Below are 16,885 nucleotides of genomic sequence, written 5' to 3'. Positions count from 1 at the left end.
AAGTAGTAAGAATCGCCCGTTTTTTCGCATGGCGGAAATCCTGGGTCGTCCCGCGACGGCAAAGCAATAGAACCGATGGCATCAACCCGCGTGAATGATTCAAGCGACGGTGTGCCCGTTGTTCCGGGTTGGTTCCAAGACGGATTTCACCGCTTCCTGAAACCCTATCTCGGTCGGCATTTCCACGCCGTCGCGGTTGATCGAGATTCAAGATCCGGTGCAAGCGTTTGTAACGGCGAACCGCTTGTCGTGTTTGGCAACCATCCGTCTTGGTGGGACCCGTTGGTCGCGCATTACTTGAACCGGACGCTGTTCCCCGAACGCCAGTTTTTCGCGCCGATCGATGCGTCGGCCTTGGCTCAATACAAAGTGTTTGGGAAGCTGGGTTTCTATGGTGTCGAGTTGAATCACGCCAGCGGCGCGGCTGCGTTTTTGAAAACGAGTAAGCGAATTCTCGATACGCCCAACACCGCCATTTGGATGACACCCGAAGGCCGGTTCTGTGATGCTCGCGATGACACGGCGCCGCTGATGCCGGGGCTGGCGCACCTGTGCTCGAAGCGTTCGGGCGGTTGGGCTTTGCCGTTGGCACTCGAGTACGTTTTCTGGGACGAGCGATTGCCCGTTTGCATGGCCCGGCTCGGCGAACCGATCCGAATTGGCGATCACGTCGGCATCGACAAAGCGGCTTGGAACGAATTGTTGACCGCGGCTTTGCGAGAAAACCAAAGCCGACTGTCACAGTCGTCCATCATTCGATCCAGCGAACCGTTTGACAACGTGTTGTCCGGTCGCCGCGGTGCCGGAGGAACATATGACTTTTTTCGGCGAATCAAATCTTGGGCAACCGGAAAACGCTTTCGCGCCCAACACGGAAACCAGTTCGAATGATCTTGGTGCTCTCCATCCTCGGACTCGTTCTAGCCATGATTCCGCTAGCGATGTTCATGACGAATCTGCCGCTTTTTTGTGTCGACGAAACCGATTTCGCTGCACACGCGCCGATGGAGTCCGATCGGGATCGCCGCGTTTCGGTGCTGATTCCCGCGCGCGACGAAGAATCGGCGATCGCCAAAAGTGTGTCGGCGGCGCTTGCCAGCCACGGCGTCGAAGTCGAGATCGTGGTACTGGACGATCATTCGACCGATGAAACAGCCACTGTCGTTCGTAAAATGGCCGCATCGGATTCCCGAGTTCGGTTGATCGAAAGCGAGGCTCTACCCAAGGCATGGAACGGCAAGCAGCATGCATGCTTCCAATTGGCCGCTGCCGCAACTCACGACCGAATGGTGTTCCTGGATGCCGACGTTCGTTTGTCGCCGGGCACGCTTTGGGCACTAACGCGTCGCCAGGATAAAACGGGCGTTGATTTGTTGAGCGCGTTTCCGCACCAAGAGACGGGAACGTGGTTGGAAAAGTGGATCATCCCCCTGATGCACTACATCCTCCTTGGGTTCTTGCCATTGGTGCGAATGCGATCGAGCACGCATCCGTCGTACGCATCCGGTTGCGGACAATTGTTCATGACCCGCAAGAGTGCTTACACGACGGCGGGCACGCACGAAGCGATCAAGAGTTCCCGTCACGACGGATTGAAGTTGCCGCGTGCTTATCGCAACGTCGGCCTCAGCACCGATGTGATTGACGGCACCGCACTGGCCGAATGCCGGATGTATACCGACGCATCGCAGGTCGTTCGCGGCGTCCTGAAGAACGCAGTCGAAGGCATCGCGAACCCGCGTCTGATTGTCCCGTTTTCGGTGCTGCTGGTCGGCGGCAGCGTGCTGCCGATCGTGACGCTTGCGGCCGCGATTGCGGGTGGCAAGTCGATTGCTGTCTTCGTTTCGATTGCGGGAGTCATCGCCGGGCATCTTCCGCGGGCGATCGCCGCAAAGCGTCTGCGTCAACCGATCGCCGGTGTTCTTTTTCACTCCGTCGCGGTAACGATTTTTGTGTTTTTGCAATGGATCGCGTTGGTCAACCATCTTTGCGGCCGGCAAGTGGCATGGCGGGGACGGAACGAGACTTGACGCAAACCGTTAGCCTCGCGACGCAATTTCGCAGGTTGATTCTTTGCACTCGAATATAAGAATACTGATTACAATGGCTTTGCCGTTCATCGGTCTCGCCTGCCCTCCCGCCTTCTCCCATTTTTCTGGGTCCCTAAGACATGAAGTTGAAGCAACTTTTCTGCTCGCTCTTTTTCGGATGCATGACTGTTTCCGTTTCGCATGCAGATCAAACGGACGCGCTGACAATCCAAGCGGGGGAAAAAATAGCCGCGGTGGGCAATTCGCTGGCCGAGCGGATGAATCTGTTTGGTCACTTCGAGACGCGTCTGCACTTGGGGCATCCCGACGCAAATATCCGTTTTCGGAATTTTGGTTGGCCCGCCGACGAAGTGGACGAGCGGCAACGGCCGGGAAGTTACACGACGATCGACGATCCGTTGAAGGTTTTTTCGCCGACGCTGCTGATGTGCTTTTATGGCACGAACGAGTCTTTTGATGGAAACGATCAGGCTTCGGTCGATCAATTCGTCGCCAACTATCGCAACTGGATCGGTGAACTGTCATCCGAGTACGCGGACACGGATCATCCGGTCCGTTTTGTTCTGGTGAGCCCTGCGGCGTTCGAGTCGACCGACAATCCGCTGCACCCCGATGCCAGCGATCGCAATGCGAGTCTTCGAATCTATTCCGATGCAATCCGTGAAATGGCCCAGAAAGATGGCCATCGATTCGTCGATGTCTGGACGCCCACTGCAAAGGCCTTTTCCGCCCAGCCAGGTGCTCAGTACACGATCAACGGCGTTCACCTGAATGAAGCGGGCGATAGGTTGCTCGCCGAGATCATGGATCGATCTTTGTTCGGCGACGGATCGGCTGATCCGACCGCGAACCCTCGCTATGACGCCGTGCGCCAAACGGTTAACGACAAATCCTGGCTGCACCAACAAGACTATCGGATGCTCAACGGTTGGTACGTCTACGGTGGCCGACGCACCTGGGACACGGAAACTTTTCCGACCGAGTACCGCAAAATCCGGTCGATGAACTCCGTCCGCGACCAATACATTTGGGATCTGGCGGCGGACCGACCGGTTGCGGAACAGCCCGACGATTCGCAGACCGGCGAAGTCTTCACCCCCGAAACCATGTTCGGAACTCGAGACGAAAACTTTCGTCAAATGCGCGAGCCAGAGGTGTTGGTTTATCCGACGCCCGAAGAGTCCATCGAGATGATGAGCATGCCCGACGGTTTCCGCGTCGAGCTATTCGCATCGGAACGTGAGTTTCCTGAACTGGCGAATCCGAACCAAATCGCGTTCGATTCGCGGGGCCGATTGTGGGTTTCGTGCATGCCCAACTATCCCCAGTGGCAGCCCGGCGCCAAACGCCCCGATGATCGGTTGCTGATTCTGGAAGACACCGACGGCGACGGAAAAGCGGACAAATCAACGACATTCTACGACAAGCTGATTTGCCCAACCGGTTTCGAGTTCTTTGATGGCGGCGTGCTGGTGGTCGATGAACCCCGAATCCTTTTCTTGAAAGACACCGACGGTGACGACCAAGCCGATGAAGTGGTTCAAGTGATCGACGGAATTGCGACGGACGATACTCACCACACGGTTGGCGCGTGGGAGTATTCGCACGGCGGGCAATTGCACATGCTTGAAGGCATCTCGCTTTCGACGACTTTGGAAACGCCGTGGGGCGCGTTTCGAAATCGCAACCGGGGCGGCGACTACGTCTACGACCCATTGACGCAAAAGTTCCGGCACTTTGTGACGCCGGGCTACGGCAACCCTTGGTGTTTGGTGTTCGACCCCTGGAACAACGGCATGGTCGGAGACGGCACGAACGCCAAGCAGCACTGGATATCGCCCTTGTCGGGCAAAGAAGTCGAAACGCGAAAGACCCTCGAACCCGTGTTCGATAACGAAGGCATGCGACCAGCCGTCGGGAACGAGTTCTTATACTCACGACATCTACCCGAATCGATGCAGGGCCAATTCATCTATGCGTGCGTGATCAACATGCACGGCATGCCACGATTCACTCTGACCGACGACGAAGACTCGGCGGGCATGGTTGGCGAGCGAATCGACGATCTTTTGTCTTCAACGGACATGACATTCCGTCCCGTGGATCCCAAGATTGGTCCGGACGGCGCCATTTGGTTCGGCGATTGGTGCAACGCGCTGATCGGTCACATGCAATATTCGCAGCGAGACCCGAACCGTGATCATACCCACGGTCGCGTTTACCGCATGGTCAACACGAACAAGCCTTTGTTGACGCCGATCAACTTGGAAACACTTTCGGTGGACCAATTGCTCGACGAGTTGCTTGTTCCCGAGCTTCGTACGCGGTACCGAGTGCGTCGAGAAATTCGTCTGCGTCCCAAAGCCGAAGTCTTTGCCGCGGTCGATCGCTGGATCGACGGCGAAAGCGATGCGATGAAGCTGTGCGAAGCGATGTGGATTCAAGAGAGCTTTCGTGACGTCAGTGCGAAGCTTGTTGATCGTATCTTGGCGTCGGATGAATACCATGCCCGCGCGGCGGCCGTATCAACGGTGTCCAACGAATTGGAACGTTTCGCCAACGCGAAGGAGATTTTCGCAGCCGCTGTCAAGGATCCGCATCCGCGAGTGCGACTTGAAGCCGTTCGTGCGATCAGCTTTTTGGAATCAGACGATGCGACCGAGTTAGCCTTGTCCGTCACGAACCAGCCGATGGACTACTGGATCGAGTACACGTTGGAACACACGCTGCATGCGACGAAACCGTGGTGGGAGAAACATAACAAGGACGCTGAATTCTTGGCATCGTCGTCGGATCAGGCCAAGTTGCACTTCAAACGCTACCTCACAGCCAGCGGCCCCGGCGGCGCGGCCGCTGCGCCATTGGATATCGCCGAGAATGTCGATGCCAATCCCCGAGCACGGAAGAAGGCGATTGCGAAGTTGGTTGACATTCGTGGCGGCAACGCCGGGCGGGGCGAGGGCGTCTTCAAGCAAGTCTGTTCGGCCTGTCACATGGTCGGAGACTTAGGCAAAAAGTTTGGGCCGGACCTGAGCGACGTCGCGTCGCGAATGGATGCGAAAAAGTTGGTGACATCGATTCTGATGCCTAACGAAGAAATATCGAAGGGTTACGAAACCGTGTTACTGTTGACCTACGACGGCACGACCCACAACGGCTTTATCCTTCGCGAGGATGACGAATCGATCACGTTGGGAATCGCAAACGGCAAGGAGGAAACCTTGTTGAAGGGCGACATCGAGATTCGCAAAGAAATGAAGGCGAGTTCGATGCCCGAGGGACTGGCAAAGACAATAGCACCGATCGAGTTTTTGGACTTGGTCGAGTACTTGAAACGCCAAAGGGACGTCCGCGGCGTCGAGAAGGATGGTTGGGTCAGCACGTCGTATCGAAAACCGCTGCCACTTCGCGAGCACCAATCCGCGGTCGAGATTTCGCGAGACGCGGGTTTGCGACTGGGTGATGGTTTTTCCCGAACATCTCACAACAACGAGTTGCATCTGTTTCTGTCGCCGTTCGAACGAACTGACTTTGATTTCGCGTTCCATTCCGACCACGATACCGAGCGACCGTTCATCACGATCGCATTGGCGAAGTCTCAGCCGATCCGGCACCTTTGGTTGCGTAATCGCCTGTCATCGCAATTTTATGGTCGCGAAGACGGAATCACGGTTTGGGTTAGTGACGACGACAAGGACTACCGCAAGGTTTGGTCGGCCGATTCAATGGATGGTGAAGTCATGATCGACCTGCCCGAAGGGACGATTGGTAAGTTCATCCGCGTCGGTCTGTCAGGCAAAGGCACATTTCACTTGATGCAAGCCGTTGTTTACGGAGACAAATAGACAGTCGGTTCAATGAATCAGCGAATTGGGCATTTCACGCAAGTACATGTAGACCATCACGCCAAGCCCGAGCACGTCGACGGCTAGCAGGGTTACGCTTGCGGCGAATCCCATCCGCCAACTGACGTAAACAAAGGTGATCGCGGTCAGCATCGAAACGATGAATAGAAACGACGCTGTTAGGCTGATCGTTTCCGGCGTCTGTTGGTATTCGGATCGGACTTCGTGGAAAAACGCGTAGGCAAGAAGGATGAAAATGATCGTGCCTGCGATGCTCAAGTCCTGAAGCCCCGGGACGGCGATCGTTGCGTCATAAAAACCGTGGGCCAGCATCACCAAAAGAAACGTCAATAAAGCGTGACTGATGTCTTGCTTTTTCCAGAAGAACCTTGCGAACGACAGCCCGATCAAACCCGTCATCGACATGTGTGCAAAGTTGGCGGTTAAAAAGCGTCCCATCGAATCGGTACTGCTGCTGCGGGCAAAGTAGCCCATGTTTTCGACGATCGCGAAACCCAGACCGACGCAAGCGGAAACGATCAAGGCTTCGATCGGACTTCGCCGTCGCACGATGATTGGCATCAACGGCAACAGCATCAACAGTTTTGCGAACTCTTCGCGAAAGCCGACGCCCAAAACGTAGAACTTGATGCCTTCGATCAAGTCATTGCTTTCGGTGATTCCCCAATCGAGTTCTTGCCAAATGTTGACCAAGCTGGTGACGGGGATGCTGAGTCCACCCATCACGATCGCCAGTCCGCACAACCAAAGCCTCGCTCCCTCGCGTGTTCCCGCCCGACCCATTCTCGCCGCTAAAACGAACCATCCGATGCCCGCGATGATCGCAAGCAATGTCGCGAAGCCCTGCTTGAATCGTTCTGCGGTAAGGGGCACGATCACGCGAAAGATCTCCGTCCAGTCACGATTCGATTCCGCGATTAACAGTCGCTCGCTCGGCGAGATCAGCGGCGCATACGGCGGCAGTTTCGCGAGTCGCTCAATCGCAGCCGAATCATTGGCCGCCCCATAGACGTCCAATGCAAATTGCCGTGCGATTTCGGCATCTTCAAACAAACCTTCGCGTTCAAAATACTTGCCCGCTGTTCCGAACGATCGTTGACTCAAATGAAGGGCCCCGATCGCTTGATTGGCGTGACGGGTGGCCGGGGCGGTATTGGCCATCTGATCGAGTTGAGGTGTTGGTTTTCCAAGAGCGATGCTGAGTAACAATTGGCTTGCGATACCCCGTTGGGTTGAACCGGACGTTAGGTCAACGGCGCTCCACGCGGCGGACTGATCGTCGTCGAGTTCAAGATGCGAAATGGCGACCAACCGAAAGTCAAACGGAACGTCGTCGTCCATCGCTTGTAGCCACGATGTTAGGTCGTCGGGAGATTCCCATCCCATCGCGATTGCATCGTGAATTGACTTCGAGTCGACGTTTTTCGATTTCGGTGCGAATTGAGCCAGCCAACCCGCTGCCACACCTGTCACCAAAATGGACAACGTCATGGTCCAAAGAAAGGTCGGGTCTTGAGTCTTTACGCGTAGCCAGTGCTGCCAAGTCATGATGGTCCGACGTTTGGTGGAGGGAGTTCGATTATCATGGCGGATCAGGAGCCCGTCATGCAACCGAGTCACAATCCCTATCGCCCGCCGACCGCGGACATTTCACGCGTTGAAACGAACGCGTTGGATCGAATCGCGTTGCACGGTGACGTGACTTTCGAAGACCTCGTTGCGCTGATCGAAGTGCCGTGGATCATGCGAGTGTTCCAAGGGGTTTGCGTGTTGGCGATCGGCTTCTTTGCCGTTTTGGTCGTGGCCGGCGTGTGGATGGGCCGCGATGATCCACAGGTAATTTTAGCCGTGTTGGGCATGTTTCTTGCAATGTCGAGTGCGCTGGCCGCAGTCAATTGGCTACTGAGCAGTCGATCTCGGGCCAAGCGTTTGGTCAAGAAATCGCCGGGGCTCGTTGGGCCGATCCACGGATATCTCGACGCATACGGTTTGACGTGCGACGGCCACGCCGAAGTTCCCGACTATCAAATTTCGTGGGCAGCCTTCGGGAAAGTTGCGGTTAGAGAGCGTGGGATCCGGTTAGCTTGGACGCGTGAAGAAGCATGTACGATCGCGATTCCCCACAACTGCATCGACGGGTATTCGCGTGAAGCTGTTTCTGCTTGGGTCAAACGCATCCGATCGCAGGCTGTCGAACCTTCGACTTGCCGAGCAATCGTCGATTGGGCGACGATGCCGAAGGGAGCCGTCGGGTTTCAAAGCGTTGTTCCGACGAAGCCTCCGCTGACGCACGAGGAACGGCGGCGGATCATGTACTACAACGGGCTCCAAGTTTTTGGTTACGCCGTTTGCGTGCTGTTGTTTTTCTGGTCAGTCGATATTTTCGCGATCGTCTTGATCGCACTGTTCCCAATCGCCGTCGGTGTGATCGGGCAGAGCGAATACGCACGTGCGGCGCCGCAGCCCTATCGAATGCTGATGCGTGGTTGGATCACCGAGGATGGGGTGTGTGGTTTTTTGCCGGGGAGCCACTGGCAAGTTTTTTGGAACGAAGCCAAACGTGTGCGACTTCAGGATGAAACGATCACGGCCGAATTTGGTGACGGATCGGGAGTCACCATCCATCGCGAAGATCTGATCAGCAACAGCCTAGATAGCAGCGAATGGCCGCGGTTGAAGTCTTGGGTCGCGCACTTGGCCGCGGCCGAACTGGAAGCCTATCCCACGTCTTAGGTGCGACGCTGTACTAGTTCGTCGCAACCAAGTTCTTGACCGCCGATGCCGTGTTTTGCTCGAGTTCTTGGTCCGGTTTGGTGCGAATACAGTCGACATGGTATTTGCGAACTCCATTGACTGTTTCTGTGACCAACCCATGGATATCAGTTTCAAATCCTGGGAAGCGTTCGTTGAACTTTCTTGCGAACTGCAAGTATTCGATGATCGTTTGATTGAAACACTCGCCAGGGATCAGCAACGGGATGCCCGGCGGGTAGGGCGTCAGCAGGACCGCCGTGACGCGACCGAGCAGGTCGTCGATCTCGACACGATCGATTTCACGGTGCGTCATCTTGTCGTACGCGACGTATGGCAACATCGCGGGTGTGATCTCGGACAAGTACATTTCCGTGGTCACCCGTGCGATATCACTTTGCTTGTACGTATCGTGAATCGCGTGCGAAAGGTCTCTCAGGCCCACCGATTCATACTTGGGAAACTTAGCCGCGAATTCCGGCAAGATTTTCCACATCGGAAGATTCTTGTCGTAATCGTCTTTAAACTGTTGAAGGGCGCTGACGAGCGTGTTCCAGCGGCCTTTGGTGATGCCGATCGTGAACATGATAAAGAACGAGTACAGACCCGCCTTTTCGACGATGACGCCGTGCTCGGCCAAGTACCGTGTAACAATCGAAGCAGGAATGCCGGTCTCGGCGAACTGGCCGTGCAGATTCAAGCCCGGTGTGATGACCGTACCCTTGATCGGGTCCAGCATGTTGAATCCGTCGGCTAGGTGCCCGAAGCCGTGCCATTCGTCGTCGGCCTTTAAGATCCAATCGCTCTGCTCGCCGATGCCGTGCTCGGGAATCTCGTCGGGCCCCCACACTTGGAACCACCAATCGTCGCCCCACTCGGCATCGACTTTTCGCATGGCCCGGCGAAAGTTCAGGGCTTCCAAGATGGATTCCTCGACCAGCGCAGTGCCACCCGGTGGCTCCATCATCGCTGCGGCGACATCGCACGACGCGATGATCGCGTACTGGGGCGACGTGGACGTATGCATCAGATACGCCTCGTTAAAGATATGGCGATCCAGTTTCTGATTTTTTGGTTCTTTGACCAGAATTTGCGAAGCCTGCGAGATCCCCGCCAGCAGCTTGTGGGTCGAGTGCGTCGCAAAGACCATCGATTCTTCGCATCGCGGTCGGTCGCGGCCGATCGCGTGCATGTTGCGGTAAAAATCATGGAATGTCGCGTGCGGTAACCATGCCTCGTCAAAATGCAGCGTGCCAATTTTTCCGTCCAGCAACTCCTCCAGCATTTCGACGTTGTAGACGATGCCGTCGTAAGTGCTTTGCGTGATGGTCAGGATTCGCGGTTTCCGTCCCGGATTGGCTTCTTGAACCGCGCGGGCGAACGGGTTGGCGTCGATCTTCTTCTGGATGTTCTCGGGAAGGAATTCTTCAAGCGGGATCGGCCCGATCAACCCGAAGTGGTTCCGTTTCGGCGTCAAGAATACCGGCACGGCACCCGTCATGATGATCGAGTGCAAAATCGATTTGTGGCAGTTGCGGTCAACGACCACGATGTCGCCCGACGCGACGGTCGAGTGCCAAACCATCTTGTTCGATGTGGATGTTCCGTTGGTGACGAAGAAACAATGGTCAGCGTTGAAAATGCGGGCCGCATTCCGCTCCGATGCTGCCACCGGACCGGTGTGGTCTAGCAACTGGCCGAGCTCTTCGACGGCGTTACATACGTCAGCACGCAACATGTTCTCGCCAAAGAATTGGTGAAACATCTGGCCGACGGGGCTCTTCAAAAACGCTACGCCGCCCGAGTGCCCCGGACAGTGCCACGAATACGACCCGTCGCGAGCGTAATCCAACAGTGCTCGAAAGAACGGTGGTGCCAGACCATCGGTGTACGATCGAGCTTCACGCAAAATGTGCCGGGCGACGAATTCCGGCGTGTCTTCGAACATGTGAATGAAGCCGTGCAATTCCCGCAAAATGTCGTTGGGAATGTGCGCCGACGTTCTGGTTTCGCCGTACAGAAAAATCGGGATGTCGTTGTTCTTAAAGCGAATTTCTTGAATGAACTCACGCAGCTTTCCAATCGCGGGGCCTTCCTCTTCATCCGACGACATCACTTCTTCGTCGTCGATCGACAAAATGAAAGCCGACGCGCGAGATTGCTGTTGAGCGAATTGCGATAGGTCCCCGTAACTGGTCGCCCCGATCACTTCAGCCCCCTCTCCCTCCATTGCTTCGGCGAGCGCACGAATGCCCAGCCCCGACGTATTTTCCGAGCGGTAGTCTTCGTCAATGATCAGAATCGGGAAGCGAAATTTCATGCGAATCCTTTGGTTGATTTAGGGCAGCAGCGGAAGTTTACGTTCTTGGCCCCGACCTTCAAAGATGAGATCAAATCTTGGCCACCGGTTTGCCGGCACTGAAAACCGTCGTTTTCACGCTATCAAACGCTTTTAATAGCCCTACAATGAGGCGCTAAAGTTGTTCTCGCTGCACCTGCCGACCCAAAAACACTCCCGACGTCCGATTTCATGCAACTTCCCGTCATCAACGATCCCATCGACGCCGCTGCCGCCTTGGCCCCCGCTATGTCGCGAGACTATTTGTCGAACTTGACGGCGGGCGGGCGCACACCCACCGGCCCTTTGGCGGCCGATCCGCTGCCGATGACGATGAAGGAAGCAAGGAAACGCGGTTGGAACGAACTAGACATCGTGTTTGTTACCGGTGATGCCTACATCGACCATCCCAGTTTCGCGATGGCGATCTTGGGACGTGTCTTGGAAGCCGCCGGTTACCGAGTCGGCATCATCAGCCAACCGGATTGGCGAAACTGTGACGCTTGGAAAGAGTTTGGTCGTCCACGGCTGTTTTTCGGCATCAGCGCCGGCAACATGGACTCGATGATCAATCACTACACGGCCAACAAGAAAGTTCGCAACGACGACGCGTATTCGCCAGGCGGCCGCATCGGTTTGCGGCCCGACCGGGCAACGCTGTCCTACTGTCAACGTGCCCGCGAGGCCTACAAGGGTGTCCCCGTGATCGCCGGCGGCGTCGAAGCATCGCTGCGTCGGTTGGCTCATTATGACTATTGGTCGGACAAGGTGAAACGCAGCATTCTGATGGACAGCAAGGCGGACTTGGTCGGCTTTGGGATGGGAGAAAACGCGATCGTCGAAATCGCGCGACGTCTTGAAGCGGGCGAATCAGTGAAGGACCTACGCGACATGCGAGGCGCCGCATATTTGCTAGGCGCTTCCGAATCGATCCCCGACGACGCGATGGAGATCCCGTCGTACGAAGCCGTGCTTGGCAACAAGTTGGACTTTGCCGAAGCGACGCGGATCATTCACAATGAAACCAATCCCCACAACGCTCGCAAGATATTCCAGCGGCACGGCACCCAAACGGTCGTTTGTAACGTGCCCCAGATGCCAATCAGCGAAGCGGCGATGGACGCGATTTACGGATTGCCCTACACGCGTCAACCGCACCCCAGTTACACCGAGAAGATTCCCGCCTACGAGATGATCAAGAACTCGGTCACGATCATGCGAGGCTGTTTCGGTGGTTGCACGTTCTGCAGCATCACGGCCCACCAAGGTCGTATCATCCAATCGCGAAGCAAACAGTCGGTGCTGACCGAGATCACGAAGATGACCGAAGACAAGTCGTTCACTGGTGTGGTCAGCGACATCGGCGGACCGACCGCCAACATGTATCATATGCAATGTACCAAGCCGGAAGTCGAAGCCGTTTGCCGGCGTCAGTCGTGCGTTCACCCCAAAATCTGCAAACTCCTTGGCGTCGACCACACGCCGGTCATCGAATTGATGCGAGAAGCTCGTGCGATCCCCGGCGTGAAAAAGGTCCTCGTCGCCAGCGGCATTCGCATGGACTTGGCTCGGACGTCGCCCGAATACCTGAAAGAATTGACCGCCCACCATGTCGGCGGAAAACTGAAGGTTGCGCCTGAGCATGTCGATGCTGGGACGCTGAACAAGATGCGCAAACCCAAAAACGACGACTTCGAGCACTTCACCGAAGTGTTCAATCAAGAATCCGAACGGGTCGGCAAGAAGCAGTTCATTGTGCCCTACTTCATCGCTTCGCACCCCGGCAGCGACGTGTCCGCGATGATCGAGTTGGCGCTGTTTTTGAAACGAAACGGTTACAAGCCGGACGCGGTTCAAGACTTCATTCCGGCGCCGTTGGACGTCGCGACGACGATGTATTACACCGAAATGGACCCGTTCACGAAAAAACCGGTGTACATCGCCAAGGCAATGAAAGAACGCAAGATGCAACGGGCACTGATGCAGTTCTTCAAGCCCGAGAATTACTTCGAAGTCCGCGAGGCACTGCGTTCGGTCGGCCGCATGGACTTGGTGGGCGACGGGTGTGAATGCTTGATCCCGTCGAAGCCGCCCAAAGAGGCTCAGCATCGGCGCCGCGAAGACGCTAACAAACGATTCCGCGGAGACTACGTCCACACGATCCCGAAAGCCGACGGCGCGCCCGACAAGAAGAAGGGAAGCGTCAAGGAACGTCGCGAACGAAAGAGCACCGGATATCGCCCCAAACGGGGCGGCGCTCAGTAACAAGTGATCCCGTTTTCTGAATCGGCCCGCAGCCAGGTTGCGAGCCTTTCATCGTCGCACTAGCTGACCAGCGAAGCGATCGCCGCGTTAAACGTTTGGCTGGGACGCATCGCTGCTTGGACCTTCGATTCGTCGGCATAGTAATAGCCGCCGATGTCGACTGGTTTGCCCTGCGCGCCGTTAAGCTCGGCCACAATTTGCGACTCGTGTTCGGCCAGCTTTGTCGCTAGCTCGGCGAACGCACTCTTCAATCTTGGGCTGGTATCTTGTGAAGCGAGTGCTTGGGCCCAGAACATCGCCAAGTAGAAATGGCTGCCTCGGTTGTCCAATTCGCCAACGCTGCGGCTGGGCGACTTGTCTTCGTCCAGTAGTCTCGATGTCGCATCGTTCAATGTCGACGCTAGAACCTTGATGTCTCCGTCCGCCGTCTTCGATGCTAGGTCTTCCAGCGAGACCGCGATTGCCAGGAATTCACCCAGTGAATCCCATCGCAAGTGGCCTTCGCTCACCAGTTGTTCGACGTGCTTGGGGGCGGACCCACCGGCTCCTGTTTCGAACAAACCGCCGCCCGCCAACAACGGAACAATCGACAGCATCTTAGCGCTGGTTCCCAATTCGATGATCGGAAACAAGTCCGTCAAGTAATCTCGCAACACATTCCCGGTGACCGAGATCGTGTCCTTACCCTGCCGTGCCCGTTCGCATGTGTACGTGGTCGCGTCGACGGGCGACATGATCAAGATTTCGAGACCTTCGGTGTCATGATCGGGCAGGTATTCCGTGACCTTTTTGATCAAGTTCGCGTCGTGATCGCGATTTTCGTCCAACCAGAAGATCGCTGGTGAACCCGTCGCACGTGCTCGAGCCACTGCTAGGCGGACCCAGTCGCGGATCGGCGCGTCCTTGGTTTGGCACATCCGCCAAATATCGCCTTCGCGAACGGCGTGTTCCATCAACACCGTTTCGGCGTCATCGACGACTCGCACAACGCCTTCGCCGGCGATTTGGAACGTCTTGTCGTGCGATCCGTATTCTTCTGCTTTTTGGGCCATCAGTCCGACGTTCGCGACGCTGCCCATCGTTGACACGTCGAACGCACCGTGAGTCTTGCAGAAGTCGATTGTGGCTTGGTAGACGCCCGAATAACAACGATCGGGAATGATCGCCAGCATGTCATGGAGCTTCCCATCGGCCCCCCACATCTTGCCCGACGCTCGGATGGCCGCCGGCATCGATGCGTCGATGATCACGTCGCTTGGCACGTGCAAGTTGGTGATGCCTTTGTCCGAATCCACCATCGCCAGCGCCGGACCCTTGGCGTAGGTCGCTTCGATATCGGATTTGATTTCGGTTTGTTTTTCCGCATCAAGGGATTGGATCTTCGCGTAGACATCGCCCAGGCCGTTGTTCGGGTCGACGCCGATCTGCTTGAACGTGTCCGCGTGCTTTTCAAAGACGTCCGCAAAGTAGACCGTCACGCAATGTCCGAAGATGATTGGATCGGAAACCTTCATCATCGTCGCCTTCATGTGAAGCGACATCAACAAGCCGTTGGCGCGGGCGTCCGCAACCGCTTCCGTAAGAAATCGGCGCAATTCCGCGCGACTCATCACCGATGCATCGATGACCTCGGCCGCCTGCAGCGACAAAGCGTCCTTCAAGACCTTCTTGTTTCCGTCTTTGCCAATCCAAACGATGCGGACGTTGCCCGCTTTGGACATCACGTGCGATCGTTCGCTTCCATAAAAGTCACCGCTTGCCATCGACGCAACACAAGTCTTCGAATCGGGCGACCAAGCACCCATCGAGTGCGGATTTTTGCGAGCGTATGCCTTGACGGGTGCGGCAACACGGCGGTCCGAGTTGCCTTCGCGGAGCACCGGATTGACCGCACTTCCGAGGACTTTGGCGTAGCATGCGCGAATCGACTGTTGTTCTTCGGTTTTCGGATCGTCGGGAAAGCTCGGTATGGCGAACCCCTTCGATTGAAGTTCTTCGATCGCTTCGATCAACTGAGGAATCGAGGCACTGATGTTGGGCAACTTGATGATGTTAGCTTGGGGCGTTTTGGCAAGTTCACCCAGTTCGGCCAATGCATCGGGGCACCGTTGCTCGTCGGTCAAGAAATCGGAAAAGTTGGCCAAGATCCGACCGGCAAGCGAAATATCCCGCGTTTCAATTTGTACGCCAACCGCTTGGCAATAAGCCTGGACGATCGGCAGCAGCGAATGAGTCGCCAGCGCTGGCGCTTCGTCGGTGAACGTGTAGATGATTTTCGCGGTATTGCCGGTCATGGATTGGTTCCTGGTTCGTGTCGTACTCTCGCCAAGATAGTACCACCCACACCGCCCAAGGCGACAGACCCGATCGGTCGCGACGGTTGGTCGCACATTTCACGACGATCGGTGATCGCTGTTGGGGCGGACCATCGCACGTTATCGTATCGGGATGAAGTGGGATTTCCGATCGATCATGAGCGGCCAGCGACGCGGGCCAGCGGCAATGCTGGCTCGCGGCGTGCTGCGCGTCGGATCATTTCCCTACGCAATCGCGGTCAAGCGTCGCAATCGACAGTACGATTCGGGCAAGCTGGAAACGCACGCGGCCGGGGTGCCTGTGATCAGCGTCGGCAACCTGACGACCGGCGGAACCGGCAAGACGCCCATCGTTTGCTATTTGGCAAAGTGGTTTCGATCACGCGGGCGACGGGTGATGATCATCAGTCGCGGATACGGCCGTGGGGATAACGACGTCAACGACGAAGCACTTGAACTGCATGATCGGCTCCCGGACGTTCCCCACGTTCAGAACCCCGATCGTGTCGAAGCCGCGCGGATCGTCGTCGAAGAACTCGAAGCCGAAGTCATCCTGATGGACGACGGATTTCAGCATCGCCGTCTACATCGCGATCTGGACATCGTCGTGATCGATGCGACGTGTCCGTTTGGTTACGGGCATCTGTTGCCCCGTGGTCTACTTCGCGAGCCGATCACCGGACTGACGAGGGCCGACTTGGTGATCCTGACGCGATGCGATGCGGCGGACGCAGCCAAGTTAGCCGAAATCGAAAACCTTATCAAAAGTGTGAAGCCGAATTTAGCGGTCCTTCGGTCGCGTCACGTACCGAGCGGATTGCGGGAATTCCCAGATCTCACATCACCGATTCGATCGCTGGAGGGCCAGAGTGTTGCCTTGGTTGCAGCGATCGGAAATCCGGACGCTTTTGAGCAGACAGTGTTGTCGTGCCAAGCAACGGTGATTGCATCGAAGCACTTCCCCGATCACGACACCTATTCTTCCGAGGTCGTTGCCGAGATTCGCCAGTGGGTCCGCGACCTTGGCGATTCCATCGATCGAGTCGTTTGTACTCACAAGGATTTGGTCAAGTTGAGAACCGATCGCATCGGTGGCAAGCCTTTGGTTGCGATCACCATCGACTTGGAAATCGACGGCGATGTGTCTCCTTGGTTGGATCCGATCGTTTCGTCAATCAAAGACGGGGATTCCGATTTTTGATGCTGCGGTTCTCAGGCTCTCGCGACGCGTGAGCGAAGATCGATGTGATGCTTCTTTTTTGGGCTTGATCATCCTGGTCGCGAAACGCCCGTTTTGGT

Annotated in this window: 9 protein-coding genes; 6 read left to right on the top strand and 3 right to left on the bottom strand. The window is 56.3% G+C overall.

Annotated elements, in window-relative coordinates; genetic code table 11:
• The first annotated feature begins 75 nt into the window (after positions 1–75).
• The 3 genes from Poly51_RS27045 (at position 76) to Poly51_RS27035 (ending at position 5,896) form a co-directional block, all read left to right on the top strand.
• Positions 76–891, top strand: a complete 816-nt coding sequence (locus Poly51_RS27045; protein ID WP_146462017.1) for a lysophospholipid acyltransferase family protein — start codon at positions 76–78, stop codon at positions 889–891.
• Positions 888–2,030 carry a glycosyltransferase family 2 protein gene (locus tag Poly51_RS27040; protein ID WP_146462015.1) on the top strand — a complete coding sequence of 381 codons (1,143 nt, stop codon included), beginning with the start codon at positions 888–890 and terminating at the stop codon, positions 2,028–2,030. Before Poly51_RS27045 ends, Poly51_RS27040 begins: the two co-directional genes overlap by 4 nt.
• 140 nt (positions 2,031–2,170) lie before the next feature.
• On the top strand, positions 2,171–5,896 hold the full coding sequence (locus Poly51_RS27035) for a PVC-type heme-binding CxxCH protein (RefSeq protein ID WP_146462013.1): 3,726 nt from the start codon (positions 2,171–2,173) through the stop codon (positions 5,894–5,896).
• 9 nt (positions 5,897–5,905) lie between these two features.
• Here the strand turns inward: Poly51_RS27035 and Poly51_RS27030 are convergent, their stop codons facing one another.
• Entirely contained in the window at positions 5,906–7,465 is a 1,560-nt protein-coding gene (locus Poly51_RS27030) for a PrsW family glutamic-type intramembrane protease (protein ID WP_146462011.1), read from the bottom strand.
• 57 nt (positions 7,466–7,522) lie between these two features.
• Between Poly51_RS27030 and Poly51_RS27025 the strand changes: the two genes are divergently transcribed.
• On the top strand, positions 7,523–8,650 hold the full coding sequence (locus Poly51_RS27025; protein ID WP_146462009.1) for a hypothetical protein: 1,128 nt from the start codon (positions 7,523–7,525) through the stop codon (positions 8,648–8,650).
• Positions 8,651–8,663: 13 nt separating this feature from the next.
• On the opposite strand, the gene Poly51_RS27020 is transcribed toward Poly51_RS27025, so the two are convergent.
• Positions 8,664–10,988, bottom strand: coding sequence for an Orn/Lys/Arg family decarboxylase (locus Poly51_RS27020; protein WP_146462007.1), 2,325 nt, complete (start codon positions 10,986–10,988; stop codon positions 8,664–8,666).
• 210 nt (positions 10,989–11,198) lie between these two features.
• Between Poly51_RS27020 and Poly51_RS27015 the strand changes: the two genes are divergently transcribed.
• Positions 11,199–13,271, top strand: a complete 2,073-nt coding sequence (locus Poly51_RS27015; protein WP_246114807.1) for a YgiQ family radical SAM protein — start codon at positions 11,199–11,201, stop codon at positions 13,269–13,271.
• Positions 13,272–13,330: 59 nt separating this feature from the next.
• Here Poly51_RS27015 and Poly51_RS27010 read toward each other — a convergent pair whose 3' ends face one another.
• Entirely contained in the window at positions 13,331–15,565 is a 2,235-nt protein-coding gene (locus tag Poly51_RS27010) for an NADP-dependent isocitrate dehydrogenase (RefSeq protein ID WP_146462005.1), read from the bottom strand.
• A gap of 154 nt (positions 15,566–15,719) precedes the next feature.
• On the opposite strand from Poly51_RS27010, the gene lpxK reads away from it, so the two are divergent.
• Positions 15,720–16,787 (top strand): tetraacyldisaccharide 4'-kinase, encoded by a 1,068-nt coding sequence (gene lpxK / locus Poly51_RS27005; protein WP_146462003.1) that lies wholly within the window; start codon positions 15,720–15,722, stop codon positions 16,785–16,787.
• The last annotated feature ends 98 nt before the right edge of the window (positions 16,788–16,885 follow it).

This window comes from Rubripirellula tenax, from assembly GCF_007860125.1.
Lineage (GTDB): Bacteria > Planctomycetota > Planctomycetia > Pirellulales > Pirellulaceae > Rubripirellula > Rubripirellula tenax.
The sequence above is the reverse complement of the archived record's forward strand: the minus strand, read 5'-3'. Positions and strand labels throughout refer to the sequence as shown.

What these genes read in the sequence shown, in the direction of transcription:
- Poly51_RS27045 (WP_146462017.1), top strand. Translation starts at nt 76, where the DNA reads ATGGCATCAACCCGCGTGAATGATTCAAGCGACGGTGTGCCCGTTGTT.
- Poly51_RS27040 (WP_146462015.1), top strand. Translation starts at nt 888, where the DNA reads ATGATCTTGGTGCTCTCCATCCTCGGACTCGTTCTAGCCATGATTCCG.
- Poly51_RS27035 (WP_146462013.1), top strand. Translation starts at nt 2,171, where the DNA reads ATGAAGTTGAAGCAACTTTTCTGCTCGCTCTTTTTCGGATGCATGACT.
- Poly51_RS27030 (WP_146462011.1), bottom strand. Translation starts at nt 7,465, where the DNA reads ATGACTTGGCAGCACTGGCTACGCGTAAAGACTCAAGACCCGACCTTT.
- Poly51_RS27025 (WP_146462009.1), top strand. Translation starts at nt 7,523, where the DNA reads ATGCAACCGAGTCACAATCCCTATCGCCCGCCGACCGCGGACATTTCA.
- Poly51_RS27020 (WP_146462007.1), bottom strand. Translation starts at nt 10,988, where the DNA reads ATGAAATTTCGCTTCCCGATTCTGATCATTGACGAAGACTACCGCTCG.
- Poly51_RS27015 (WP_246114807.1), top strand. Translation starts at nt 11,199, where the DNA reads ATGCAACTTCCCGTCATCAACGATCCCATCGACGCCGCTGCCGCCTTG.
- Poly51_RS27010 (WP_146462005.1), bottom strand. Translation starts at nt 15,565, where the DNA reads ATGACCGGCAATACCGCGAAAATCATCTACACGTTCACCGACGAAGCG.
- lpxK (WP_146462003.1), top strand. Translation starts at nt 15,720, where the DNA reads ATGAAGTGGGATTTCCGATCGATCATGAGCGGCCAGCGACGCGGGCCA.